Origin of the sequence: Variovorax sp. 22077 (genome assembly GCF_052044195.1) — a bacterium.
Lineage (GTDB): Bacteria > Pseudomonadota > Gammaproteobacteria > Burkholderiales > Burkholderiaceae_C > Variovorax > Variovorax atrisoli.
The window spans coordinates 1-22,385 of record NZ_JBQEQC010000042.1 but is presented as its reverse complement, the minus strand read 5'-3'; the positions used below and the strand labels follow the sequence as shown (position 1 = coordinate 22,385).

Here is a 22,385-nt window from a genome sequence, read left to right as displayed (position 1 = left end):
GAAGGCGGCCGCACCGTGGGCTCGGGCGTCGTGGCGAAGATCCTCGACCTGTAATCAAGACGGGAGCAAAGGAATCACCATGGCTACCAAGCAAAAGATCCGCATCCGCCTGAAGGCATTCGACTACAAGCTGATCGACCAGTCGGCCGCTGAAATCGTGGACACCGCCAAGCGCACCGGCGCGATCGTCAAGGGCCCCGTGCCCCTGCCGACCCGCATGAAGCGCTTCGACATCCTGCGTTCGCCGCACGTCAACAAGACGTCGCGCGACCAGCTGGAAATCCGCACGCACCAGCGCCTGATGGACATCGTCGACCCGACCGACAAGACCGTGGACGCGCTGATGAAGCTCGACCTGCCGGCCGGCGTGGACGTCGAGATCAAGCTGCAGTAATCCATTCGGCTTCGAGCCGATCCTGCTGAAAACCCGCCTGTAGAAATGCAGGCGGGTTTTGTGCTTTATGTCACGCGGATGTGGCATCCTCCGTTGCCGGCGCTGGCCAATCTTTCGGAGCGCCGGGTAGCTGAAAAGAGGGCAGCACAACCATGAGAGAACGCATCTCCTTTGCATCGGGCTTGATGGCATGCATTGCGGCAGCGCTGCTGACCGCTTGCGGCGGCGGTGGAGGAGGGGGTGGCGGAGGCGGCATCCCGTTGTTGCCCTTGGTTCCTGCCGCACCGGTCTCCCTGAGCGGCACGGCCACCTACGAATCGGTGCCCAACCCCGGCGGCCGCCTCGTGTATGCAGAGACCACGGCCAAGCCGGTCCGCGGGGCCTTCGTCGAGGTGCTCGACGCAGCCAGCGGGTCTCAACTCGCAACCACCACTACTGACGACAACGGAGCCTATTCGGCAAGCGTGCCGGCCAACACGAACGTCATCGTCCGCGTGCGCGCCCAGCTGACCCGCACAGGTGCGCTTCCGAGCTGGGACGTCACCGTGCGCGACAACACGCAGTCGAGCGCGATCTATTCCATGCAGTCGTCGGTGTTCTCCACCGGTAGCGTCGCGCTCACCCGCGACCTGCGCGCCGCCAGCGGCTGGGGTGGCTCGAGCTACACCAGCCAGCGCGTGTCCGGGCCGTTCGCCATCATGGACACGGTCTACACCGCGATGCAGAAGGTGCTGACTGCCGCTCCGGCGACCGCGTTTCCGTCGCTGAAGGTGTTCTGGAGCGTCAACAACACGAATGCCAGCGGCAGCATCGCGCTGGGGCAGATCGGTACCACTTTCTTCGTCGGCAGGAGTTCAGGGGCCGAGATCTACGTGCTCGGCAAGGAGGACGTGGATACCGACGAGTTCGACGCGCCGGTGATCGCCCACGAATGGGGCCACTACTACCAGGCTTCCTTCAGCCGCGACGATTCGACGGGCGGTGCGCACTCCACGAGCGAGCGCGTCGATCGCCGGCTGGCTTTCTCCGAAGGATGGGGCAATGGCTGGTCGGGCATCGCGCTCGGACGCAGCAACTATGTCGATTCGGACGGGCCCGGCCAGGCACAGGGCAGCAATCTCGATCTCACACGAGGTCCCTCGGCCAATCCGGGCTGGTACCGTGAATCCTCGATCCAGTCGATCTTCTGGAACCTCAACCAGCAGGTCGGCTTCAAGCCGATCCATGACACGATGACGAGCGCGCTGTTCAAGGGCGGCGCGCCGGTCACCTCGATCCATCCTTTCACAGCGGCGTTCAACGTGGCTGCGTCGGGCAACGCTTCGGCATTGGCAAGCCTGCTCACGGGCCAGAACATCAGTGCGGCTTCCAACGATGCCTACGGCGCCCAGGAAACCAACAACGGCGGATCGCCCACCGTGAGCTATGTGCTGCCGATGTACATCCAGGCCACCATTGGCGCGAACACCACGGCCTGTGTGACGAACACCGAAGATCCGCGCGGCAACGGGAACAAGCTCGGAAGCTTCTCCTACCTGCGCTTCACCGCGCCGACCAGTCGCGGCTACCAGTTCTCGATCACCCCGCCGGCCGGCGCCAGCCCCAACTTCGTCATCTACAGGGGCGGCGTGGTGAGCCGGAACACCAATTCCGTCAGCCTCTCGGCCGGCGACTATGTTCTGGTCGTCAATGATGTCAACAACTCCGGCGCAAACACCTGCTTCGGCGTGCTGATCCAATAAGTAGCAGCGAGGAAGTCCACCCATGAACCTCCGTTCCCGTTCGACCATCGCCGCCGTCACCGCCTTTCTGGCGCTCGCCGCCGCGTCCGCCTGCGCGGATGGCGTGCCGGCGCAGCGCGCTGCCAAGCAGGCTTCCGCTTCCTCTCGCAATGCCGCACCGATGACGGCAGCCGCACGCAAGCCCAACGATTCCGGCGTGGCGATCCAGTACAGGGTCGAGGGTGCACCGAGGGTTGGGCAGCCGGTCTCCGTCGTTCTCCAGTTCGACGGCGTGAGCGATCCGGCCGGCGCCACCGTGCGCCTGACGACCGACGCCGGCCTCTCCCTGTCCACGAGCAGCAGCCTGACCCTTACAGCCGGCCAGAGCACGACCGTCACCGCGAAGGTCACCGTTGGCCGCGAAGGCCTTGCCTACCTGAACGTCTTCGTCATGCAAGGCGGCGCCACGAGCATCGTCGCCATCCCCATCCAGGCAGGCGCCAGCACCCCTGCCATGAAGGCGGCGGGCGAGGTGAACTCGTCGGCCGAGGGCGAGAAGATCATTTCGATGCCGGCCAAAGAGCCGAAATAGGCCGAAAACGCCCCAAAAACGGGCCTCCGAGGCCTGAAATCCGGCGCTTGCATCGAGCCCGCGCCGCGGGCTATAATCGCTGGCTCTGCCCTTGTTGCGTCCGCATGGGTGCTATGCGGGCAGAGATTTATCAACCTTCTTCCGCAGCCTGGGAAACCCGGCAAACGCTGTCGCCAATTGAAGTGGCAGCGGCGAAGGAAGCTTCCATTTTGGAGAAAACAAATGAGTCTGAGCAACTCCCTCGGGTTGCTGGGCCGCAAGGTGGGGATGATGCGTCTCTTCACCGATGACGGGGACGCAGTTCCCGTCACGGTGGTGGATGTGTCCAACAACCGCGTGACCCAGATCAAGTCCCAAGAGACCGATGGCTACGTCGCCCTGCAGGTGACGTTCGGTTCGCGCAAGGCATCGCGCGTGAACAAGCCCGAAGCCGGCCACCTCGCCAAGGCGGGTGTCGAAGCTGGCGAGATCATCCAGGAATTCCGCGTTACCGCCGATACCGCAGGTCAGCACAAGGCTGGCGGCGTGATCCCGGTGGCGAGCGTCTTCTCCGTAGGCCAGAAGGTGGACGTGCAGGGCACTTCCATCGGCAAGGGCTACGCTGGCACGATCAAGCGTCACAACATGAGCTCGCAGCGCGCGTCGCACGGTAACAGCCGTTCGCACAACGTGCCCGGCTCGATCGGTATGGCGCAAGACCCCGGTCGCGTGTTCCCCGGCAAGCGCATGACGGGCCACCTCGGCGACGTCACCCGCACCACGCAAAACCTCGACGTCTTCCGCATCGACGAAGCACGTCAACTGCTGCTCATCAAGGGCGCGATTCCGGGTGCCAAGGGTGGCTTCGTCACCGTGCGTCCCGCCATCAAGGCCAAGCCGCAGGCAGCCCAAGGAGCGAAGTAATGGAACTCGAACTCCTGAACGAACAAGGCCAGGCCGCGTCGAAGTACGACGCTCCCGAGACCGTGTTCGGCCGTGACTACAACGAGGACCTGGTCCACCAGATCGTCGTTGCGTTCCAGGCCAACGCACGCCAAGGCACTCGCGCCCAGAAGGACCGCGAACAGGTCAAGCACTCGACCAAGAAGCCTTTCAAGCAAAAGGGAACGGGCCGCGCCCGTGCCGGTATGACTTCCTCGCCGCTGTGGCGTGGGGGCGGCCGGATCTTCCCGAACATGCCTGACGAAAACTTCTCGCAGAAGATCAACAAGAAGATGTACCGCGCCGGCATGGCGTCCATCTTCTCGCAGCTCGCCCGCGAAGGCCGTCTGGCCGTGGTCGATTCGATCAAGGTCGACTCGCCCAAGACGAAGCCGCTGGCAGCCCGTTTCAAGGCGATGAATCTCGAGTCCGTGCTCGTGATCGCCGAAGAAGTCGACGAAAACCTGTACCTCGCCTCGCGCAATCTGGTCAACGTTCTCGTGGTCGAACCCCGTTACGCCGATCCGGTGTCTCTGGTTCACTACAAGAAGGTGCTGGTCACCAAGGGTGCCGTCGACAAGCTCAAGGAGATGTTCGCATGAGCCGCGTGAACCCCACCCCTGCACAACGCCAGTTCGACGAAGGCCGTCTCATGAACGTGCTGGTCGCCCCGGTCGTGTCCGAAAAGGCCACGATGGTCGGCGAGAAGTCGAACGCTGTCACTTTCAAGGTGTTGCAAGACGCCACCAAGCCCGAGATCAAGGCCGCCGTCGAACTGATGTTCAAGGTCGAAGTCAAGGGCGTGTCGGTGCTCAACACCAAGGGCAAGACCAAGCGCTTCGGCAAGTCCGTCGGCCGCCGCGACAACGTTCGCAAGGCCTATGTGACCCTGAAGGCCGGTCAAGAGCTCAACCTCGTCGGGGAAGGCGCTTAATCATGGCCGTCATCAAGATGAAACCCACTTCGCCGGGCCAACGCGGCGCGGTGAAGATCTCGCGTGACCACCTGCACAAGGGTGCTCCTCACGCAGCCCTGCTGGAACCCCAGTTCCAGAAGGCCGGCCGCAACAACAACGGCCACATCACGATCCGTCATCGTGGCGGCGGTGCCAAGCACCACTACCGCGTCGTCGACTTCGTGCGCAACAAGGACGGCATCCCGGCCAAGGTCGAACGCATCGAATACGACCCGAACCGTACCGCCCACATCGCTCTGGTCTGCTACGCCGACGGCGAGCGCCGCTACATCATCGCCCCGCGCGGTCTGGAAGCCGGTGCAACGCTGCTGTCGGGCGCCGAAGCCCCGATCCGCGCCGGCAACACCCTGCCGATCCGCAACATCCCGGTGGGTTCGACGATCCACTGCATCGAACTGCAGCCCGGCAAGGGCGCGCAGATCGCCCGCTCGGCCGGTACCTCGGCCACGCTGCTGGCCCGTGAAGGCGTCTACGCCCAGGTCCGCATGCGCTCGGGCGAAGTCCGCCGCATCCACATCGAATGCCGCGCGACCATCGGTGAAGTGGCCAACGAAGAGCACAGCCTGCGCCAGCTCGGCAAGGCCGGTGTGAAGCGTCACATGGGTATCCGCCCGACCGTCCGCGGCGTGGTGATGAACCCGATCGACCACCCGCACGGTGGTGGTGAAGGCCGTACCGGCGAAGGCCGTCATCCGGTCGACCCGTGGGGCAATCTGACCAAGGGTTATCGGACCCGCAACAACAAGCGCACGCAGGTCTTCATCGTGTCGCGTCGCAAGAAGTAAGGGATAGCCAATGACTCGCTCTCTCAAGAAGGGTCCGTTCGTCGACCACCACCTCGTGGCCAAGGCCGACAAGGCCGTGACGACCAAGGACAAGAAGCCGATCAAGACCTGGTCGCGCCGCTCGATGGTTCTGCCCGAGTTCATCGGCCTGACCATCGCTGTGCACAACGGCAAGCAACACGTGCCTGTGTACATCACCGACCAGATGGTCGGCCACAAGCTCGGCGAATTTGCGCTCACGCGCACGTTCAAGGGGCACCCCGCGGACAAGAAAGTCCAGAAGAAGTAAGGAACGACCATGTCTGAAACACGTGCAGTCCTCCGCGGTGTCCGCCTGTCGGTCGACAAGGGCCGTCTGGTCGCTGACCTCATCCGCGGCAAGAAGGTCGATCAAGCGCTCAACATCCTGCAGTTCACGCAGAAGAAGGCCGCTGTGATCGTGAAGAAGGTGCTCGAGTCGGCCATCGCCAACGCCGAGCACAACGACGGTGCCGACATCGACGAACTGAAGGTCAAGACCATCTACGTCGAGCAAGGCGCCACGCTCAAGCGCTTCACGGCGCGCGCCAAGGGTCGCGGCAATCGCATCAGCAAGCCCACGTGCCATGTGTACGTGACGGTTGGCAACTAAGCCTGGAAGAAATATGGGACAGAAAATCCACCCAACCGGCTTCCGCCTGGCGGTTACCCGTAATTGGTCCAGCCGCTGGTACGCAAGCGACCGCGATTTCGCGGGCATGCTGGCCGAAGACATCAAGGTTCGCGAGTACCTGAAGAAGAAGCTGAAGAACGCTTCGGTCTCGCGCGTCATGATCGAGCGTCCCGCCAAGAACGCACGCATCACGATCTTCTCGGCTCGTCCGGGCGTCGTGATCGGCAAAAAGGGCGAAGACATCGAGAACCTCAAGCGCGAACTGGGCAAGCAGCTCGGCGTGCCCGTTGCGGTCAACATCGAGGAAGTGCGCAAGCCCGAAATCGATGCGCAGCTGATTGCCGACAGCATCACGCAGCAGCTCGAGAAGCGGATCATGTTCCGCCGCGCCATGAAGCGCGCCATGCAGAACGCCATGCGTCTGGGTGCCCTGGGCATCAAGATCATGTCGGCTGGCCGCCTGAACGGCATCGAAATCGCTCGTACCGAGTGGTATCGCGAAGGCCGCGTGCCGCTGCACACCCTGCGCGCCGACATCGACTACGGCACCTCCGAAGCCAAGACGACCTACGGCGTCATCGGCGTGAAGGTCTGGGTCTACAAGGGCGACACGCTGGGTCGCAACGACCTGCCCGCCGTCGAGACGCCGCGTCCTGAAGAGGAACGTCGCCCGCGTGGTCCCCGCCGCGATGGCCGCCCCGGTGGCGACCGTCCGGGCAGCGACCGCCGTGGCCCCGGCCCGCGCGCCGGTGCCCGCGGCCCGATCGGTGGCAACACCGCTCCGGCCGATGGCAGCGACAAGCCCGCAGAAGCAACCGGCGGTGCCGGTGCAGACTCGAAACCCGCCGTTAAGCGCGTCCGCAAAGCCGCGCCCGCTGCAGCAGCGGACGGTGCCAAGACCGAGTAATCGGTCGCTCCCGGGCGCGCAAGCGCCTGGGGCCCTCACGGAGTAACAAAACATGCTGCAACCTGCACGCAGAAAGTTCCGCAAGGAACAAAAGGGCCGCAACACCGGCATCGCAACCACGGGTAACTCGGTTGCGTTCGGTGACTTCGGTCTCAAATGCACCGACCGCGGCCGCCTGACGGCGCGCCAGATCGAAGCCGCTCGTCGCGCGATTTCGCGTCACGTGAAGCGCGGTGGCCGTATCTGGATCCGCGTGTTCCCCGACAAGCCGATCTCGACCAAGCCCGCCGAAGTGCGGATGGGTAACGGTAAGGGCAACCCCGAGTACTACGTCGCCGAAATCCAGCCCGGCAAGATCGTGTTCGAGATCGTCGGTGTTCCCGAACAGCTCGCCCGCGAAGCGTTCCGCCTGGCCGCCGCCAAGCTGCCGCTGCGCACGACGTTCGTCGCTCGCCAGCTCGGCGCCTGAGAGGAGAACATCCATGGCAACACGTAAGAAGAACACCGCGGCTGCCGCCAAGGTGACGAAGGCCGCAACCCTGCGCACGAAGGACGTCGCAGGCCTGCAAGCCGAAATCAAGGATCTGCAGAAGGCCCACTTCGGCCTGCGCATGCAGAAGGCCACGCAACAGCTGTCGAACACCTCGACGCTGCGCGTGACCCGCCGCGACATCGCGCGCGCCAAGACCATTCTTGCTCAGAAGCAGCAAGAAGCCCAAGCCGCCAAGTAAGGAGTGAACATGACGGAAGCTAAAAAATCCCTCAAGCGCACCTTGATCGGCAAGGTGGTCAGCGACAAGCGTGCCAAGACCGTGACCGTGCTGGTCGAGCGTCGTGTGAAGCACGAGCTCTACGGCAAGATCGTGGCCAAGACGAGCAAGTACCACGCGCACGACGAAAAGGGCGAGTACAAGCTGGGCGACACCATCGAGATCACGGAAAGCCGTCCGATCTCGAAGACCAAGAACTGGGTCGTGACCCGTCTGGTCGAGAAGGCCGTCCTGGTCTGATCATCCCCGGCTCGACAAAGCAGCCATCCCGGAAACGGCCCACAATGTGGGCCGTTTTCTTTTTCCAGGAGCACTTTCAATGATCAAAGTCGGCGACACCCTTCCCTCGGCCACCCTGCAGGAATACTCCGAAGTCGAGGGCGAAGGCTGCAGCATCGGCCCGAACCCCGTGGACGTGACCAAGGCAGCGGCAGGCAAGACCATCGCGCTGTTTGCGCTGCCCGGCGCCTTCACCCCCACCTGCTCGGCCAAGCATGTGCCGGGCTACGTGCAGCACTTCGATGACTTCAAGGCCGCCGGCGTGGACGAGATCTGGTGCGTGAGCGTGAACGACGCCTTCGTGATGGGCGCCTGGGCGCGCGACCAGAAGACCGGCACCAAGGTGCGCATGCTGGCCGACGGCAGCGCCGATTTCGCCAAGGCCACCGGCCTGACGCTCGACCTGACCGCTCGCGGCATGGGCCTGCGCAGCAACCGCTACTCGATGCTCGTGAAGGACGGCAAGGTCGCGACGCTCAACGTCGAGGCACCGGGCAAGTTCGAAGTGAGCGACGCCGACACGCTGCTGGCCCAGGCCCGCGGCTGAGTCGGTATTCTTCGGGAGGGCCGCAGGGTTCAGCCACCCGATCCGGCCCGGTCCTCACATGGGGCGGTGAGGCTATGCCGAGTGCGTGCGTCGCCAGGGCCGGGCTAGAGCTCCACTTTCAGATAGTGAGCCCCGGCGACGGGGTTGTGATAGTAGGGCGGCACCTCCACGAAGCCCAGGTCCTCGTAAAGCGCCCGGGCCGACTCCATGTCGTCGAGCGTGTCGAGCAGGACGCAGCCGTAGCCCGCGCTGCGTGCGGCATCGAGGATCGCCTCGGCCAGCTGGCGGCCCAGCCCCAGGCCACGGAAACCGGGACGCACGTACAGGCGCTTCATTTCCGCCGCGTTCGCATAGTCCGCGTTGTCCAGCGGACGCAGCGCGCAGCAGCCCGCCACATGTGCCAGCGTGCCATCGGCGCGCCTGAGTGTCGGCGCCTGGCGCCCGGCTTCTTCCTTGACGTTCGCCGGATCGACCAGCGCCAGTAGCAGCGTACCGCGCGGCTCGGCATATTCGCCGGGCAGATGGGCCAGTTCGCCGTCGAAATCCTGGAAATCGAGGTCGATGCCCAGCGAACCCGCATAGTCGCGGAAGATCGTGCGCGCGGCCTCGATCTCGTGCGGTTCTTCGGGAGTGAGCAGCACCACCGCCGGCATGGCCGACAGCGGCAGGGGGCGTGAGACGGAGAAGCTCATACGCGCAGCGACGAAACCCACCAGGCCACGCCCGCGCACAGCCCGAACAGCACCAGCGCCAGCCAGCGCGATGCCGCGTCGTCCCGGCTGGGCGCCATCTGGCCGTTCGCGGCAGGTGCGACCAGCTTGTCGCCCGTCACCATCGGCCGCACGAGGCGGTGCCGCTTGACGAGCACGTAGAACAGCACCGCCAGCACATGCAGGCTCGCGAGAGCAATCACGATCCACTTGCCCTGCGCCTTGTGCCAGCCGGTGGCCATGCTCACGATGTCGCCGGAGACGAAGCGGGTGAGCGGTCCGGAGGCCGAGATCTCGTCGTCCGCCATCAGGCCGGTCGCGACCTGCAGCACGAGGATGATCAGTACCGCGAACACCGAAAGCGCGCCCAGCGGCGTGTGGCCGACGAGGTGATCCGGATGCGCCCGCCCGCGCAGGTAGGCCGCGAGCGAACCCGGCCCGTAGACGAAAGCCCCGAAGCGCGACCAGCGTCCGCCGACGAAGCCCCAGAGCAGCCTGAACAGCAGCAGCGCCATGACCGAGTGGCCGATGCGGAAGTGCCATTCCATGGCACCGTTCAGGCCGGTGCCGATCATGCCGATCACGGCGACGGCCAGCGCCCAGTGGAAAAGGCGTGTCGGCAGGTCCCAGACCCGGGTGGGGGCAACAGGGCCGGAAGCCGCCCGCAAGGCGGCCACGGAGGAGTCGGTCATCGAGGAAGGCGCGAGGGGCGCGATGCTGCGGAAGGCGCAGATTAGCAAAGTCCGGGCCCCAGGCCGCTTCGGGTTGTTGCTATGCGGCCAGTACGGCCCGCCCCTACACTCGCCCGCAGCGCCGCGCACGATGGCGTTTTTTCCCCACACGAGGATCACCCATGAAACGATTCGCCTCCCTGGCCGTCGCAGCCGCCTGCGCGGCCATGTCCCTTCCCGCGGCCGCCCAGTTCGCCAAGCCCGAAGACGCCATCAAGTACCGCCAGAGCTCGCTGTTCGTGATGAGCCAGCACTTCGGCCGCCTCGGCGCCATGGCCAACGGCCGCGTGCCCTACGACGCAGCCGCTGCCGCGGCCAACGCCGAAGTGGTCGCCGACATGGCGAAGCTGCCCTGGGCAGGCTTCGGCCCCGGCGCCGAGGGCGGCAAGGCCAAGCCTGAAGTCTGGAAGGAAGATGCCAAGTTCAAGGAACGCCAGCAGAAGCTGATCGAGGAAACCGGCAAGCTGGCGAGCGCCGCCAAGGCCGGCAACATCGACGCGCTCAAGGCCCAGTTCGGCCCGACCGCCGCAAGCTGCAAGGCCTGCCACGACAGCTTCCGCGCCCAATAACCCGCGGATCACGACAAGATCAAAGAAAAAGGGCGCTCCAAGGAGCGCCCTTTTTCATCCACGGATACCGCGGAGCCGGCATCGCCGGGCCTATATCGCCCCCAGAAGGGGCGCAGCGAGGCGACACGATGTGCGCGTAGCCTCGGGGATAGCCGGTTCTAGGCTTCGGCCAGGAGCTTCTCGATGAGCTTGTGCAGCTCGGCGAAATCGGGCTCGCCGACGTAGCGCTTCACGATCTCGCCGCGCTTGTTGACCAGGTAGGTGGTCGGGGTGAGCTTCACGTCGCCCCAGGCCTGCGCCACGCTGCCGGTGTTGTCGATCGCCACCTTGAACGGCAGCTTGCGCGTTTCGGCGAAATTGACGACGTAGCTCGGCGGGTCGTAGCTCATGGCCACGGCCAGGGTGTCGTAGCCCTGCGCCTTGTACTTGTCGTAGGTGGCGATGACCTTGGGCATCTCGCCCACGCAGGTCACGCAGCTGGTGGCCCAGAAGTTGACCAGGGTGACCTTGCCCTTCAGGTCCGCCGTGCTCTTCTGCGTGCCGTCCAGCAGCACGAAGGTGGAGGCGGGGGCGGCGGTGGCGCCGGAGCCGAGGTACACGCCCACGCCGGTGGCCAATGCGACGACGACTGCGGCGGCTGCGAGATATTTCTTCATGGCTTCGTGCAAGACAAGGGCGCCGCGATTTTAGTTCCGTGTGCCGGATCGTGCCGGCGACATCCCGCTCGCCGCGAGCGGTTCGATAATCGCTGCCCCATGCCGTCGCCGTCCCTCGCCGTTTCCCGCTTCCGGCTCGCCGTGCTGACCGCGGCCGCGTTGCTCGCAGCCTGCAGCCCCGCCTTCAACTGGCGCGAGGTGCCGGTCGCCGGGGCCGGCCTGGTGGCGATGCTGCCCTGCAAGGCCGACCGCGCGACCCGCGCGCTGCCGCTGGGCGCCGAATCGGTGCAGGTCGACATGACCGGCTGCGAGGCGGGCGGCGCGACCTTCGCCATCGCGCACGCCTCCGCGAACGGCCCCGAGCAGGCAGAGGCCTGGCTGCGTGCCTGGCGCACCGCCACCCGCGCCCAGCTGGGCGAGGCGCAGGTGACGGAGTCTGCCGCCAGCTTGCCGCGCGCCACGGCGGTACCCGCGCCGCTTCGGCTGGAAGTCGTTGCGCCGCCGCAAGGCACTTCCGCCATGCCGCTGCAGGTGCTGTGGTTCGCCCAGTCTCAAAAGGACGGCTCGGTGGCGCTCTACCAGGCCACGGTGCTGGGCCGGCCGTCGTCGGCCGAGGCGGCCCCGACCTTCTTCGAGGGCCTGAGGCTTCCATGAGCCGTCGCCTCGTCCGCTATGGTTCTGATAGCTGCCCCGATCGGTCCGCCTTGCACGGTGCTGTCCGCTTTCCGTGGCTGCTGCGTTATGTGGCATATCTACTTCCCCTGGGCGCCCCCGCATAATCGACGCGTCGTCCTCCCTTTCGCATGAACAGCATCCTCATCATCGCCCACGCTCCGTTCGCCCACGCGATGCGGCAGTGCGCGCTGCATGTGTTTCCCGACTGCGAGCAGGTCATCGCCGCGCTCGACGTGCTGCCCAACGTGTCGCCCGAAGAGACGCTGGCGGCCGCGCGCATCACGCTCGCGCAGCAGCTGCGCGCGCCGCGTTCGCAGGTGCTGGTGCTCGCCGACGTGTTCGGCGCCACGCCCTGCAACGTGGCGCAGAAGCTGGTGGACGGCGTCCGGTCGCGGCTGGTGGCGGGGGTCAACCTTCCGATGCTGCTGCGTGCCGTCACCTACCGGCACGAACCCCTGGAGACGCTGGTGCAGCGCGCCCTCGCGGGCGGCACCGCGGGTGTCATGCAGGTGGCGGTGGCGGCTCCCCAGAACCAGGCGAAAAGAAAGCACAGTGATCAAGAAATCCGTGACCATCAGCAATAAGCTGGGCCTGCATGCACGCGCATCGGCCAAGCTGACCAAGCTCGCAGGCAGCTTTCCCTGCGAGGTGTGGCTCTCCCGCGGCGACCGCCGCATCAATGCCAAGAGCATCATGGGCGTGATGATGCTGGCCGCAGGCATCGGCACCACCGTCGAGCTGGAAACCAACGGCCCCCAGGAAGAAGAAGCGATGAACGCCATCGTCCAGCTCATGGACGACAAGTTCGGCGAAGGCGAATGAAATGGTCCACCCCCAGGCTTTTTCACTTCGTGTGAACGCCAACCCCCTCGCCGGGGGCGATGCCAGCCGCCCGGCAAAGCCGGTTCGACGGCATCCCGCGAATTGGTGCAAGCATCGCATCCACAGCGGAGCGGGGGACTGAAGACATGACCTTCGCAGTCCACGGCCTCCCCGTCGCCCGTGGCATTGCCATCGGGCGCGCCGTGCTGGTGGTGTCGAGCCGCATCGACGTTGCCCACTACTTCATCAAGCCCGAAGAGATCGAGACCGAGATCGACCGCGTGCGCACCGCGCGCAACGCGGTGGCCGACGAGCTGGCCAAGCTGCAGGCCAACGTCGCCCAGATGGGACCGAACGACGCGCCGCACGAGCTCGCGGCGCTGCTCGAGGTGCACCAGATGCTGCTGCAGGACGAGGCCCTCAGCGGCGGCGTCAAGCACTGGATCAGCGAGCGGCTATACAACGCCGAGTGGGCGCTGACCACGCAGCTGGAGATCATCGCGCGCCAGTTCGACGAGATGGAGGACCCGTACCTTCGCGAACGCAAGGCCGACCTCGAACAGGTGGTCGAGCGGCTGCTGCACCGCATGAAGGGCACGGCCGCCGTTCTGGCACCGAGCCCGCCGCGCCGCAAGCGCGCGGCGGCCCCGGTCGAGGACGGCGACGACGAAGACAGCGACGACCCCACCGCGGGCGACGGCATCGACGTGCCGCTGGTGCTGATCGCGCACGACCTCTCGCCGGCCGACATGCTGCAGTTCAAGAAGAGCGTGTTCGCAGGCTTCGTCACCGACGTGGGCGGGCGCACCTCGCACACCGCCATCGTGGCGCGCAGCATGGACATCCCTGCCGTGGTCGGCGCGCGCACCGCGAGCCAGCTGGTGCGGCAGGACGACTGGGTCATCATCGACGGCGACGCCGGCGTGGTGATCGTCGACCCGTCGCCCATCATCCTGGCCGAGTACGGCTTCAAGCAGCGCCAGGGCGACCTCGAACGCGGCCGGCTCGCGCGGCTGCGCCACAAGCCTGCCGTCACGCTCGACGGCCAGCGCGTGGAGCTGCTCGCCAACATCGAGATGCCGGAAGACACCGTGGGCGCCGTCAAGGCCGGCGCCGTGGGCGTGGGCCTGTTCCGCAGCGAATTCCTCTTCATGGGCCGCGACACCAGCACCCGCCAGACCCGCCTGCCCGACGAGGAGGAGCAGTACCAGGCCTACAGGCGTGCGGTGGAGGGCATGCAGGGCATGCCGGTCACCATCCGCACCATCGACGTGGGCGCCGACAAGCCGCTGGACAGCATCTCGGCCAACAAGCAGGAGCACCTGAACCCGGCACTGGGCCTGCGCGCCATCCGCTGGAGCCTGGCCGATCCGGCGATGTTCCTCACGCAGCTTCGCGCCATCCTGCGCGCGGCGGCGCACGGCGAGATCCACCTGCTCATCCCGATGCTCGCGCACGCGAGCGAGATCAGGCAGACGCTCTCGCTGATCGACTTCGCACGTGCCGAGCTCGACAACCGCGGCGCGGTGTACGGCCACGTGAAGCTCGGCGCGATGATCGAGATCCCGGCGGCGGCGCTCACGCTGCGCATCTTCCTCAAGCACTTCGACTTCCTGTCGATCGGCACCAACGACCTGATCCAGTACACGCTGGCGATCGACCGGGCCGACGAATCGGTGGCGCACCTCTACGACCCGGCGCACCCGGCGGTGCTGCGCCTGGTGGCCGACACCATCGCCGAGTGCCGCCGCCAGGGCAAGGGCGTGGCCGTGTGCGGCGAGATGGCGGGCGACGTGGCCTTCACCCGCCTGCTGCTGGGGCTGGGCCTGCGCAGCTTCTCGATGCATCCCTCGCGCATCCTCGCGGTCAAGCAGGAAGTGCTGCGTGCCGACACCGGCAAGCTCGAGGCCTGGGCAAAGAGCGTGCTCGACTCCGACGATCCGGCCGCCGCAATGGCGGGCTGATCAGGCTGTTCATTCGGGAAACGTCGCGGAACCGGCTTTGCCGGGCCGCAGGTGTTGCCCCCGGTAGGGGGAAGGCGCGCGCGACACGAAGTTCGCGCAGCCCGAGGGTGAGCTGAAACTTAACGAAACACGCCGAAACTGCGGCGAAAGGACTTGCGCAGACCCCGCAAGCACGATCAGGCCTTCTCTTCAACCACTGCAAGAAAGGCCTGAAATGAACTCCATCTCCTTCACCCAGATCGTCGCCGTCGCATCCTTCGCCATGCTCGCCGCAGCCGGCGCGAAGGCCGAGAGCTACGAGGGCGTGCAGACCGCCGTGTCGGCCAAGAGCCGCGCCGAGGTCAACGCCGAAGCGGTGCGCACCGCATCCGCGCCCGACCAGAACGTGGTGCGCGGCTCGCGCGGCGCCGAGACCATGGCCATCTCGACCGAGCGCTCGCGCATCGTCGCCGAAGCCGTCCGCGCAGCCGCCGCGCCCGACCAGAACGTGTCGGCCAGCTCGCGCGTGAACAGCCAGGTCATCTCGACCATGCAGAACCCCGTGGACGCACGCGCCTCGGCTGCCAACGCCAAGAGCAGCCGCCTGTAAGCAACAGGCAGGACCCCTTTCATCAACGAAGCCCCTCTCTTTATCAGGGGCACCATGGAGCCGGCTTTGCCGGGCCATCGGTGTCGCCCCCGGTAGGGGGAAGGCGCGCGCGACACGGAGTGCGCGAACCCTGGGGGCGAACCAAGGACATCACCATGAAACACTGGATCAAGCGCACTCTCTTCGGCTTCGCGGGCGCCGCGATGGTTGCCGGCAGCATCGCCGGCTGCAGCAGCTATCGCCACGGCTGGGGCGGCGACAGCGCGGAGTTCCGCGCGAAGATGGTCGAGCGCGTGGGCAGCAAGCTCGAGCTCGACGCCAACCAGAAGCAGAAGCTCACGGTGCTGGCCGAGAAGCTGCAGGCGCAGCGCGAAGCCATGCGCGGTGCCGGCGGCTCGGGCGATCCGCGCTCGCAGTTCAAGGCGCTGTTCGCGGGCAACAAGCTCGACCAGGCCGGCGCCGCTCGCCTGATCGACGAGAAGACGGCCGCGGTGCGCAACGGCAGCCCCGAGATCATCGCCGCCGCCGCCGACTTCTACGACAACCTGAACGCCGCGCAGCAGCAGAAGGTGCGCGACTTCATGGAGCGTGGCGGCCGCCGCTGGAGCCGTCATGGCTAGGGCTGGCTCGCCCCCAGGCTTCGCGCACTCCGTGTCGCTTCGCCTCCCCGCTCTCCGGGGGCGACACCAGTGGACCGGCGAAGCCGGTTCCACGGTGTCTTCCGACAAGGCCGCGGTGGTAGCGACAGGCGGCGTGCGCACGCTGCTGCGCCTCGAAGGCGCGGTGGTGCTCGGCGTGGCGCTCGCCGCCTACGCGCAGTTCGGGGCGGGCTGGGGCGTGTTCGCGCTCTGGCTCCTCGCGCCCGATCTCTCCCTGCTGGGCTACCTCGCGGGTCCGCGCACGGGCGCGGCGCTCTACAACGCGGCGCATTCGTACGTCGGTCCGGTGCTGCTGCTGGCGCTGGGCGTGCTTGCGGCCATGCCGTGGGCGGTGGCCGGCAGCCTGATCTGGCTGGCCCACATCGGCATGGACCACGCGCTGGGCTATGGGCTCAAGTACGCGAGCGGCTTCGCCGTCACGCACCTGGGCCGCATCGGCAAGGCGGATCCGTGGTGAGCGGCGACCGCACAGCCTCCCATGCCGTGCACGCGCCGGCCGCGCGTGCCTGGATGCTGAGCGAGGCGCTCACGCTGGGCGTCGCGTCGATGGTGCACGCCGGGCTGCTCGTGCCCGGCTACGCCCACCCGGCGGCGCGCACGGCAGAGGCGGTGATCGCCACCGTGCTGGTGCTGGCCTCGGTGGAGACCTGGCTGCGCCCGCACCATGCGCGCCGCGCGGCCATCTTCGGGCAGGGCTTCGCGCTGGCGGGCACGCTGGTCGGGCTCGGCACCATCGTCGCGGGCATCGGCCCGCGCACGGTGCCCGACGTGGTCTACCACGCGCTGCTGCTTTCCATCCTCGTGACGGGACTGACCTGGGCGGTGCGATGCCGGCGGGTCTGATGGTCAGCGAGGTCATTCGCCACTTCCTCGTCCGGAGGCACAATCCCGCCATGCCGCGCATCCTGCTGATCGACGACGACGAGCACCTCGCCGCGCCGCTGACCACCTACTTCGCACGCTTCGGCTGCACGCTCGAGAGCGCGGTGCGTCCGAGCGAGGGCCTGGCCAAGCTGCGCGCGGGCACCTACGACGCGGCCATCCTCGACGTGATGCTGCCCGAGATGGACGGCTTCGCGCTGTGCCGCGAGATCCGCAAGGAAAGCGACATTCCCATCGTGATGCTCACTGCCCGCGGCGAAGTGATGGACCGCGTGGTCGGCCTGGAACTCGGCGCCGACGACTACGTGCCCAAGCCCTTCGAGCCTCGCGAACTGGTGGCGCGCGTGCAGACCATCCTGCGGCGCCAGCGCAGTACCCCGCAGGCCGCTTCCAGCGGCACGCAATACCGGGTGTTCGACGGCCTGTCGATCGACCTCGACCGGCGCCAGGTGCTGCGCCATGGCGAACGCGTGGAGCTCACCGGCACCGAGTTCGAGCTGCTCGCGCTGCTGGCGGCCGAACCGGGCAAGGTGTTCAGCCGCGACGACATCCTCAACCGCCTGCGCGGCCACGAGGCCGAGCTCTACACGCGCGCGGTCGACATCGTGGTGAGCCGGCTGCGCAAGAAGCTGGAGCCGCTGGACTGCATCAAGACGCTGCGCAACGCGGGCTATGCGCTGGCGGTGGCCCGCAGCGAGCCTGCATGAATTTCGGCCGAAGCAGGGAGTCCCGCAGGATGCGGTGGCGCGGCGAGGAGTGCCGCGACGAGATGACGCGCGGCGACTGGCACGCCAAGTGGCACGCGCGCTGGAACGAGAAGGTGCAGGGCAAGCGCCGCTGGCGCCGTTCGCTGCGCGTGCGGCTGGTGCTGATGTTCGTGCTCCTCGCGCTGGTGATGGCGGCCGTCTTCATGGGCGGAATGAAGAAGTCGTTCTCCACCGGCTGGGCCGAGGCCGCCAAGCCGATGCTGACCGACTACGCCGACCGCCTCGTGGCCGAGATCGGCACGCCGCCCGACGTGGCGCGCGCGCAGGCGCTGGTGGCGCGGCTGCCGATCACCATCCGCATCGTCGGCCCCAAGGTCAACTGGGATTCCAACCCCGGCGGCGCGAACGGCCCCGGCGGGTGGATGCACGACCGCGAGGACGTCTTCGGCGGCGACAGGTGGTTCATCCGCCCGACCGCCGACGGCCACCGCGTGATCTTCGGCTGGTCGCCCAAGCTCTGGCAGCTGGCGCCGCGCATCATCGGCTGGGCCACGCTCGGCCTGCTGCTGTCGTGCGTGCTGCTGGCGTACGCCTACGTGAGCAGGCTGCTGCGCCCGCTGATCGACATCCGCGAAGGCGCGCAGCGCTTCGGCCGGGGCGAGTTCACGCAGCCCATCCCGGTGCGCCGCAACGACGACCTGGGGGACCTCGCCGAGCGCATCAACACCATGGCCGAGGACATCCAGGCCATGCTCGACGCCAAGCGCGGGCTGCTGCTGGCGCTGAGCCACGAACTGCGCTCGCCGCTCACGCGCGCGCGCCTCAACGCCGAGCTGCTGCCGACGACGCCCGAGGGGCAGGCCGAGCGCGACGCGCTGCTGCGCGATCTCAACGAGATGCGCGACCTCATCAGCGACCTGCTCGAGAGCGAGCGCCTGGCCAGCCCGCACGTGGCGCTGCAGCGGGAACCGGTCGACCTGGCGGCGCTGATCCGCGAGATCGTGGCCGAGATGCCCGGCGCGGAGCACGTGCACCTCGACCTGGCCGAGGGCCTGCCGGCGCACGCGGCGGACCGCATGCGCATCCGCCTGCTGGTGCGCAACCTGCTGGACAACGCGCTGCGCTACAGCGCCGATGCGCCGCGTCCGCCCTGCGTATCGCTGCGCGCCGTGCTCGACGGCAGCAGCCAGGGCGCCGAGATCGAGGTGCGCGACCACGGCCCCGGCGTGGACGAGGAGCAGCTCGAGCGCCTGACCGAACCCTTCTACCGCACCGATGGCGCCCGGGCGCGCGCCACCGGCGGCGTGGGCCTTGGCATGTACCTGTGCCGGCTCATCGCCGAGGCGCACGGCGGCAAGCTCACGGTGCGCAATGCGCACCCGGGGCTGCAGATCGTCGTCAGGCTGGCCTGAACCCGGAAGGGGCCGAGGCGCCGGGCGCGCCGCTGTCGCCTGCGCTACCTGCCCGCCCCGGGGGCGCCGCTACGATGCGCCTGCGCGCCAGCGCCCCTCATTCAAGGTCAAGGAGACAGACGCCATGAGCACCCCACTCACCAACCACCAGGTCCGCCTCGCCAAGCGCCCCGAGGGCACGGCCACGCGCGAAAACTGGAAGTTCACCACCGAGCCCGTCGGCGAACCGGCCGAAGGCGGCGTGCTCGTCAAGACGCTGTCGCTGTCGCTCGACCCTGCCATGCGCGGCTGGCTCAACGACGCCAAGAGCTACATCCCGCCCGTGGGCATCGACGAAGTGATGCGCGCCGGCGGCGTCGGCCGCGTCGTTGCCTCGAAGAACCCGCAGTTCGCGGTGGGCGACACCGTCTACGGCACGCTGGGCGTGCAGGAATACATCCTCATCCCGGGGGACCAGATCAAGCGCAACGGCCTGGTGAAGATCGACCTGAACGTGGGCACCATCACCCAGTGGCTCAACGTGCTGGGCATGCCCGGCATGACCGGCTACTTCGGCCTGATGGACGTGGGCATGCCCAAGCCGGGCGAGACGGTGGTGGTGTCGGGCGCGGCCGGCGCGGTCGGCCAGACCGTGGGCCAGCTCGCCAAGATCAAGGGCTGCCGCGTGGTCGGCATCGCCGGCGGCCAGGCCAAGTGCGACTGGGTGGTCAAGGAGCTGGGCTTCGACGCCTGCATCGACTACAAGGCCGGCGCCGCCGCGGTGCGCGAGGGCCTGAAGACGCACTGCCCGAAGGGCGTGGACATCTACTTCGACAACGTCGGCGGCGAGATCCTCGACATGGTGCTCGCGCGGCTCGCGCGCAAGGCCCGCATCATCATCTGCGGCGCCATCAGCCAGTACAACAACGCCAACAGCATGCCCTCGGCGGGCCCGAGGAACTACCTGAGCCTGCTGGTGAACCGCGCGCGCATGGAAGGCATCGTGGTGTTCGACTACGCCGACCGGTACCACATCGCCATCGCCGAGATGGCCGGCTACCTGAAGGACGGCCGCATGAAGAGCAAGGAAGACGTGGTGAAGGGGCTGGACACCTTCCCCGAGTCGCTCAACAAGCTCTTCGCGGGCGAGAACTTCGGCAAGCTGGTGCTGCAGGTCGCCGAAGACTGAGGCGAGGCGGAAGCCGAAACGAAGGAGGGGGAGGCCGCGCCTGCCTCAGCCTTCGTCGGGGCGCAGGGGGATGTCGCCCAGCGCGTCGTCCTCGCGCAGGTTCCGCGCGGCCTTCAGCAGTTCGATCGACAGGCCGTCGCCGTGGCCGGCGAAGCCCCGGGCGATGCCCTCGAGCACCGTCGACAGGCCGGTCTCGCCGTCGTTGCGTGCATCCATGCTGATGTTCAGCACCCGGGCCGCCATCTGGCGGTAGGTGACGGCGCCCGCACCCTCCAGCGCGGCCACCAGGTCGAGGTACAGCGCCAGGTTCAGGTCGAACACCAGCTTTGGCGTGATCTCGAAATCCCTGTTCTTGTCGTCCATGTGGGTTGGCTCCTTTTTCCTGAGCCTCCACTCTAGCCAGAAAAGATGAAGGCGCGCCGTCGGATACAGCCTGATTCAGCACGCCCGCATCGCCGCGATCAACGCACGCGCGTGCCCATGATCGCCGCCGAGATGATGAGCCAGGCCGCCAGCGCGATGGTCCAGGTCAGTGGACGGCCCGTCACCAGCAGCAGCAGCGCCGTCGAGCCCAGCGGCGTGATGTAGCTCAGGATGCCGATCTGCCGCGCATCGCCGCGCTTGAGCGCCATGTCCCACACGAAGAAGGCCGCGCCCAGCGGGCCGAGGCCGCACAGCGCGAGCAGCGCCCAGTCGCGGGCCGTCAGCGGCACCGAGGGCTCCAGCACCGCATGGCAGGCCAGCGCGAGCACCCCCGAGACCAGTCCGAACAGGCCGATCGCCGAGGTCGGGAAGGCCGGCACGCGCTTCGTCCACAGCGAATAGCTCGCCCAGACGAAGGCCGAGGCCAGCGCCGGCGCGAAGCCCCAGTACCCCGCGGCGGAAGCGCCGCCGCCCCCGCCTGCACCCAGGATCGCCGCCGCCGCGCCGCCAAAACCCAGCAGCCCCGCCACCAGGTGCAGCGGCCTCAGCGACACGCCCGTCAGCAGCACTGGCGCCAGCACCACCATCAGCAGCGGCCAGAGGTAGTTGACCAGGTTGGCCTCCACCGGCGGCGCGTAGCGCAGCGCGATGAACAGCAGGAAGTGGTAGCCGAAGAGCCCGTAGATGCCCAGCGCCAGCGTGCGCGGCGGCACCTTCCAGGCGCCGCGGTCGCGCAGCACCAGCGGCCAGCTCGGCACGCTGCCGATGATGAGCGCCAGCCCGGTGAGCAGGAAGGGCGGCAGGTGGGACAGGGAAGTGCCCAGCGAAGCGAGCGTGGTCCACAGGGCGATGGCGATCAGTGCGTAGGCGGTCGATGGCATGGACGGCGAGGCTACGCGATGCGGTCGTCGCGCAATGACGGTTCGTCGTCGCGAAACGATGGTTCGGGGGTTGCTCTTTCCCCCTCTGGGGGAACGCGGGGATGGGGGCAGGCCGTCTATCAGGCGACGTGTTTTCCATTGGCGCCGTCGTGCCCCCACCCCGACCCTCCCCCAGCGGGGGAGGGGGAAGTCAGCGCCGAAGCGCTGCCGTAAGAGCGGAAGGCGAACGGTACCCGGTGCGCCTCGCCGTCTCCGCCACGCTCATGCCGCCCATCCGCAGCTCCCGCGCGTGCGCCAGCCGCATCGAGCGCAGCCACTGCATCGCGCCCATGCCCTGCTCGTCGCGGCAGCGCTGGGCGAACTGGCTGGGGCTCAGGCAGGCGACCTCCGCCAGGTCGGCCACGGCCAGCGGCTGGTGCCAGCGGGCGCGGGCCCAGTCGGCGAGCAGGTGCCAGTCGATGCGGCGGCGGCGCGAGTCGGCGGAGGACGCCGGCGATGGGCTCCAGGCCTCCAGCAGCAGCGCGGGGCCGTGCTGCAGCGCCAGTGCCGAGGCCTGCGGCTGCTTCATGCATTGCGCGAGGTAGCGCGCCAGCGCGTGCAACTGCGGCGAACCGGGCGGAGCGCGCTCGGCGCAGCGGGCCCATGCGGGCTGCGTGGTGTCGAGCACCAGGCACACGGCGCCGTGCCTGCGCGCGCTGAAGTCGTGCCGGTCGCCCGGCGCCACCACCTGCGCCTCGCCCGCGGCGATGCCGGCGCCTCGGCCTTCCACCTCGATTTCGAGCACACCGTCCAGGCCGATCAGCACCTGGAAATGGTCGTGCGCGTGGCTGCCGTGCGAGTGGCCGTAGTCGCGCAGGGCCAGGGTGTGCGTGGCGGGCGTGTGCATGGGAGGACGCGGGGAAGGGAGAACGCGATTGTCCGACGCCGCACCGCCGCTGTCACCCCAGCCGCAGCAGCAGCGCCGATGCTGCGCAGACGACCAGGAACGGAATG

At 67.5% G+C, this 22,385-nt stretch carries 32 protein-coding genes; 26 read left to right on the top strand and 6 right to left on the bottom strand.

Going from position 1 to position 22,385, the window contains the following annotated elements; all coding sequences use genetic code 11:
• Positions 1–79 precede the first annotated feature (79 nt).
• The 14 genes from rpsJ to ACTJLF_RS33630 all read left to right on the top strand — a co-directional run bounded on the left by rpsJ (position 80) and on the right by ACTJLF_RS33630 (position 8,544).
• Positions 80–394 carry a 30S ribosomal protein S10 gene (rpsJ, locus tag ACTJLF_RS33695; RefSeq protein ID WP_007838118.1) on the top strand — a complete coding sequence of 105 codons (315 nt, stop codon included), beginning with the start codon at positions 80–82 and terminating at the stop codon, positions 392–394.
• Positions 395–546: 152 nt separating this feature from the next.
• On the top strand, positions 547–2,136 hold the full coding sequence (locus ACTJLF_RS33690; protein WP_145761553.1) for a hypothetical protein: 1,590 nt from the start codon (positions 547–549) through the stop codon (positions 2,134–2,136).
• 22 nt (positions 2,137–2,158) lie between these two features.
• The gene (locus tag ACTJLF_RS33685) at positions 2,159–2,707 is read left to right on the top strand and encodes a hypothetical protein (RefSeq protein WP_440884802.1); all 549 of its coding nucleotides are present in this window, start codon (positions 2,159–2,161) and stop codon (positions 2,705–2,707) included.
• A gap of 222 nt (positions 2,708–2,929) precedes the next feature.
• A complete protein-coding gene (rplC, locus tag ACTJLF_RS33680) occupies positions 2,930–3,610 on the top strand; it encodes a 50S ribosomal protein L3 (protein ID WP_019657682.1) in 681 nt (226 codons plus the stop codon).
• Entirely contained in the window at positions 3,610–4,230 is a 621-nt protein-coding gene (gene rplD, locus ACTJLF_RS33675; RefSeq protein ID WP_019657681.1) for a 50S ribosomal protein L4, read from the top strand. Before rplC ends, rplD begins: the two co-directional genes overlap by 1 nt.
• Positions 4,227–4,562: a 50S ribosomal protein L23 gene (gene rplW, locus ACTJLF_RS33670; RefSeq protein ID WP_019657680.1), complete on the top strand. Its 336-nt coding sequence runs from the start codon at positions 4,227–4,229 to the stop codon at positions 4,560–4,562. The genes rplD and rplW overlap by 4 nt, the downstream gene beginning before the upstream one ends.
• Before the next feature lie 2 nt (positions 4,563–4,564).
• Entirely contained in the window at positions 4,565–5,389 is an 825-nt protein-coding gene (rplB, locus tag ACTJLF_RS33665; protein ID WP_019657679.1) for a 50S ribosomal protein L2, read from the top strand.
• A gap of 10 nt (positions 5,390–5,399) precedes the next feature.
• Positions 5,400–5,678 (top strand): 30S ribosomal protein S19, encoded by a 279-nt coding sequence (gene rpsS, locus ACTJLF_RS33660; protein WP_007838132.1) that lies wholly within the window; start codon positions 5,400–5,402, stop codon positions 5,676–5,678.
• Positions 5,679–5,687: 9 nt separating this feature from the next.
• Complete coding sequence (gene rplV, locus ACTJLF_RS33655; protein WP_019657678.1) at positions 5,688–6,020, top strand: 50S ribosomal protein L22; 333 nt, start codon at positions 5,688–5,690, stop codon at positions 6,018–6,020.
• A gap of 13 nt (positions 6,021–6,033) precedes the next feature.
• On the top strand, positions 6,034–6,948 hold the full coding sequence (rpsC, locus tag ACTJLF_RS33650) for a 30S ribosomal protein S3 (RefSeq protein WP_019657677.1): 915 nt from the start codon (positions 6,034–6,036) through the stop codon (positions 6,946–6,948).
• Between the two features lie 52 nt (positions 6,949–7,000).
• Entirely contained in the window at positions 7,001–7,417 is a 417-nt protein-coding gene (rplP, locus tag ACTJLF_RS33645) for a 50S ribosomal protein L16 (RefSeq protein WP_019657676.1), read from the top strand.
• Positions 7,418–7,469: 52 nt separating this feature from the next.
• Entirely contained in the window at positions 7,470–7,679 is a 210-nt protein-coding gene (gene rpmC / locus ACTJLF_RS33640) for a 50S ribosomal protein L29 (RefSeq protein WP_026346743.1), read from the top strand.
• Positions 7,680–7,688: 9 nt separating this feature from the next.
• Positions 7,689–7,958 (top strand): 30S ribosomal protein S17, encoded by a 270-nt coding sequence (gene rpsQ, locus ACTJLF_RS33635; protein WP_015867662.1) that lies wholly within the window; start codon positions 7,689–7,691, stop codon positions 7,956–7,958.
• 79 nt (positions 7,959–8,037) lie between these two features.
• On the top strand, positions 8,038–8,544 hold the full coding sequence (locus ACTJLF_RS33630; protein ID WP_019657674.1) for a peroxiredoxin: 507 nt from the start codon (positions 8,038–8,040) through the stop codon (positions 8,542–8,544).
• Between the two features lie 104 nt (positions 8,545–8,648).
• Here the strand turns inward: ACTJLF_RS33630 and ACTJLF_RS33625 are convergent, their stop codons facing one another.
• On the bottom strand, positions 8,649–9,236 hold the full coding sequence (locus ACTJLF_RS33625; RefSeq protein WP_019657673.1) for a GNAT family N-acetyltransferase: 588 nt from the start codon (positions 9,234–9,236) through the stop codon (positions 8,649–8,651).
• Positions 9,233–9,946 carry a cytochrome b/b6 domain-containing protein gene (locus ACTJLF_RS33620; protein ID WP_440884801.1) on the bottom strand — a complete coding sequence of 238 codons (714 nt, stop codon included), beginning with the start codon at positions 9,944–9,946 and terminating at the stop codon, positions 9,233–9,235. The genes ACTJLF_RS33625 and ACTJLF_RS33620 overlap by 4 nt, the downstream gene beginning before the upstream one ends.
• 161 nt (positions 9,947–10,107) lie before the next feature.
• Here ACTJLF_RS33620 and ACTJLF_RS33615 point away from each other — a divergent pair, with 161 nt between their 5' ends.
• Positions 10,108–10,554: a c-type cytochrome gene (locus ACTJLF_RS33615; RefSeq protein WP_019657671.1), complete on the top strand. Its 447-nt coding sequence runs from the start codon at positions 10,108–10,110 to the stop codon at positions 10,552–10,554.
• Between the two features lie 158 nt (positions 10,555–10,712).
• Here ACTJLF_RS33615 and ACTJLF_RS33610 read toward each other — a convergent pair whose 3' ends face one another.
• A complete protein-coding gene (locus ACTJLF_RS33610) occupies positions 10,713–11,210 on the bottom strand; it encodes a TlpA disulfide reductase family protein (protein ID WP_093206298.1) in 498 nt (165 codons plus the stop codon).
• 99 nt (positions 11,211–11,309) lie between these two features.
• Here ACTJLF_RS33610 and ACTJLF_RS33605 point away from each other — a divergent pair, with 99 nt between their 5' ends.
• From ACTJLF_RS33605 to ACTJLF_RS33555, 11 genes are all read left to right on the top strand, one after another.
• Positions 11,310–11,864: a hypothetical protein gene (locus ACTJLF_RS33605; RefSeq protein WP_132755131.1), complete on the top strand. Its 555-nt coding sequence runs from the start codon at positions 11,310–11,312 to the stop codon at positions 11,862–11,864.
• A 149-nt stretch (positions 11,865–12,013) separates the two neighbouring features.
• Positions 12,014–12,469 carry a PTS sugar transporter subunit IIA gene (locus ACTJLF_RS33600; protein WP_126186373.1) on the top strand — a complete coding sequence of 152 codons (456 nt, stop codon included), beginning with the start codon at positions 12,014–12,016 and terminating at the stop codon, positions 12,467–12,469.
• Complete coding sequence (locus ACTJLF_RS33595) at positions 12,438–12,707, top strand: HPr family phosphocarrier protein (RefSeq protein WP_019657667.1); 270 nt, start codon at positions 12,438–12,440, stop codon at positions 12,705–12,707. Before ACTJLF_RS33600 ends, ACTJLF_RS33595 begins: the two co-directional genes overlap by 32 nt.
• Positions 12,708–12,853: 146 nt before the next feature.
• Positions 12,854–14,671, top strand: a complete 1,818-nt coding sequence (gene ptsP / locus ACTJLF_RS33590) for a phosphoenolpyruvate--protein phosphotransferase (RefSeq protein WP_019657666.1) — start codon at positions 12,854–12,856, stop codon at positions 14,669–14,671.
• Positions 14,672–14,885: 214 nt separating this feature from the next.
• Positions 14,886–15,260: a DUF4148 domain-containing protein gene (locus ACTJLF_RS33585; protein WP_440884800.1), complete on the top strand. Its 375-nt coding sequence runs from the start codon at positions 14,886–14,888 to the stop codon at positions 15,258–15,260.
• Between the two features lie 155 nt (positions 15,261–15,415).
• Positions 15,416–15,880 (top strand): Spy/CpxP family protein refolding chaperone, encoded by a 465-nt coding sequence (locus ACTJLF_RS33580; protein WP_354414216.1) that lies wholly within the window; start codon positions 15,416–15,418, stop codon positions 15,878–15,880.
• Positions 15,881–15,974: 94 nt separating this feature from the next.
• A complete protein-coding gene (locus tag ACTJLF_RS33575; RefSeq protein ID WP_440884799.1) occupies positions 15,975–16,376 on the top strand; it encodes a DUF4260 domain-containing protein in 402 nt (133 codons plus the stop codon).
• Positions 16,373–16,762, top strand: a complete 390-nt coding sequence (locus tag ACTJLF_RS33570) for a hypothetical protein (protein WP_244164398.1) — start codon at positions 16,373–16,375, stop codon at positions 16,760–16,762. Before ACTJLF_RS33575 ends, ACTJLF_RS33570 begins: the two co-directional genes overlap by 4 nt.
• A gap of 50 nt (positions 16,763–16,812) precedes the next feature.
• Positions 16,813–17,508 carry a response regulator transcription factor gene (locus ACTJLF_RS33565; protein WP_354424019.1) on the top strand — a complete coding sequence of 232 codons (696 nt, stop codon included), beginning with the start codon at positions 16,813–16,815 and terminating at the stop codon, positions 17,506–17,508.
• Positions 17,509–17,537: 29 nt separating this feature from the next.
• Entirely contained in the window at positions 17,538–18,920 is a 1,383-nt protein-coding gene (locus ACTJLF_RS33560) for a HAMP domain-containing sensor histidine kinase (RefSeq protein WP_354414212.1), read from the top strand.
• A gap of 124 nt (positions 18,921–19,044) precedes the next feature.
• Entirely contained in the window at positions 19,045–20,088 is a 1,044-nt protein-coding gene (locus ACTJLF_RS33555; protein ID WP_019657659.1) for an NADP-dependent oxidoreductase, read from the top strand.
• Positions 20,089–20,133: 45 nt separating this feature from the next.
• Here the strand turns inward: ACTJLF_RS33555 and ACTJLF_RS33550 are convergent, their stop codons facing one another.
• The 3 genes from ACTJLF_RS33550 to ACTJLF_RS33540 all read right to left on the bottom strand — a co-directional run bounded on the left by ACTJLF_RS33550 (position 20,134) and on the right by ACTJLF_RS33540 (position 22,278).
• A complete protein-coding gene (locus ACTJLF_RS33550; protein ID WP_019657658.1) occupies positions 20,134–20,451 on the bottom strand; it encodes a hypothetical protein in 318 nt (105 codons plus the stop codon).
• A gap of 98 nt (positions 20,452–20,549) precedes the next feature.
• Positions 20,550–21,392 (bottom strand): DMT family transporter, encoded by an 843-nt coding sequence (locus ACTJLF_RS33545; RefSeq protein WP_354424024.1) that lies wholly within the window; start codon positions 21,390–21,392, stop codon positions 20,550–20,552.
• 190 nt (positions 21,393–21,582) lie between these two features.
• Positions 21,583–22,278 (bottom strand): helix-turn-helix transcriptional regulator, encoded by a 696-nt coding sequence (locus ACTJLF_RS33540; RefSeq protein WP_019657656.1) that lies wholly within the window; start codon positions 22,276–22,278, stop codon positions 21,583–21,585.
• Between the last annotated feature and the right edge of the window lie 107 nt (positions 22,279–22,385).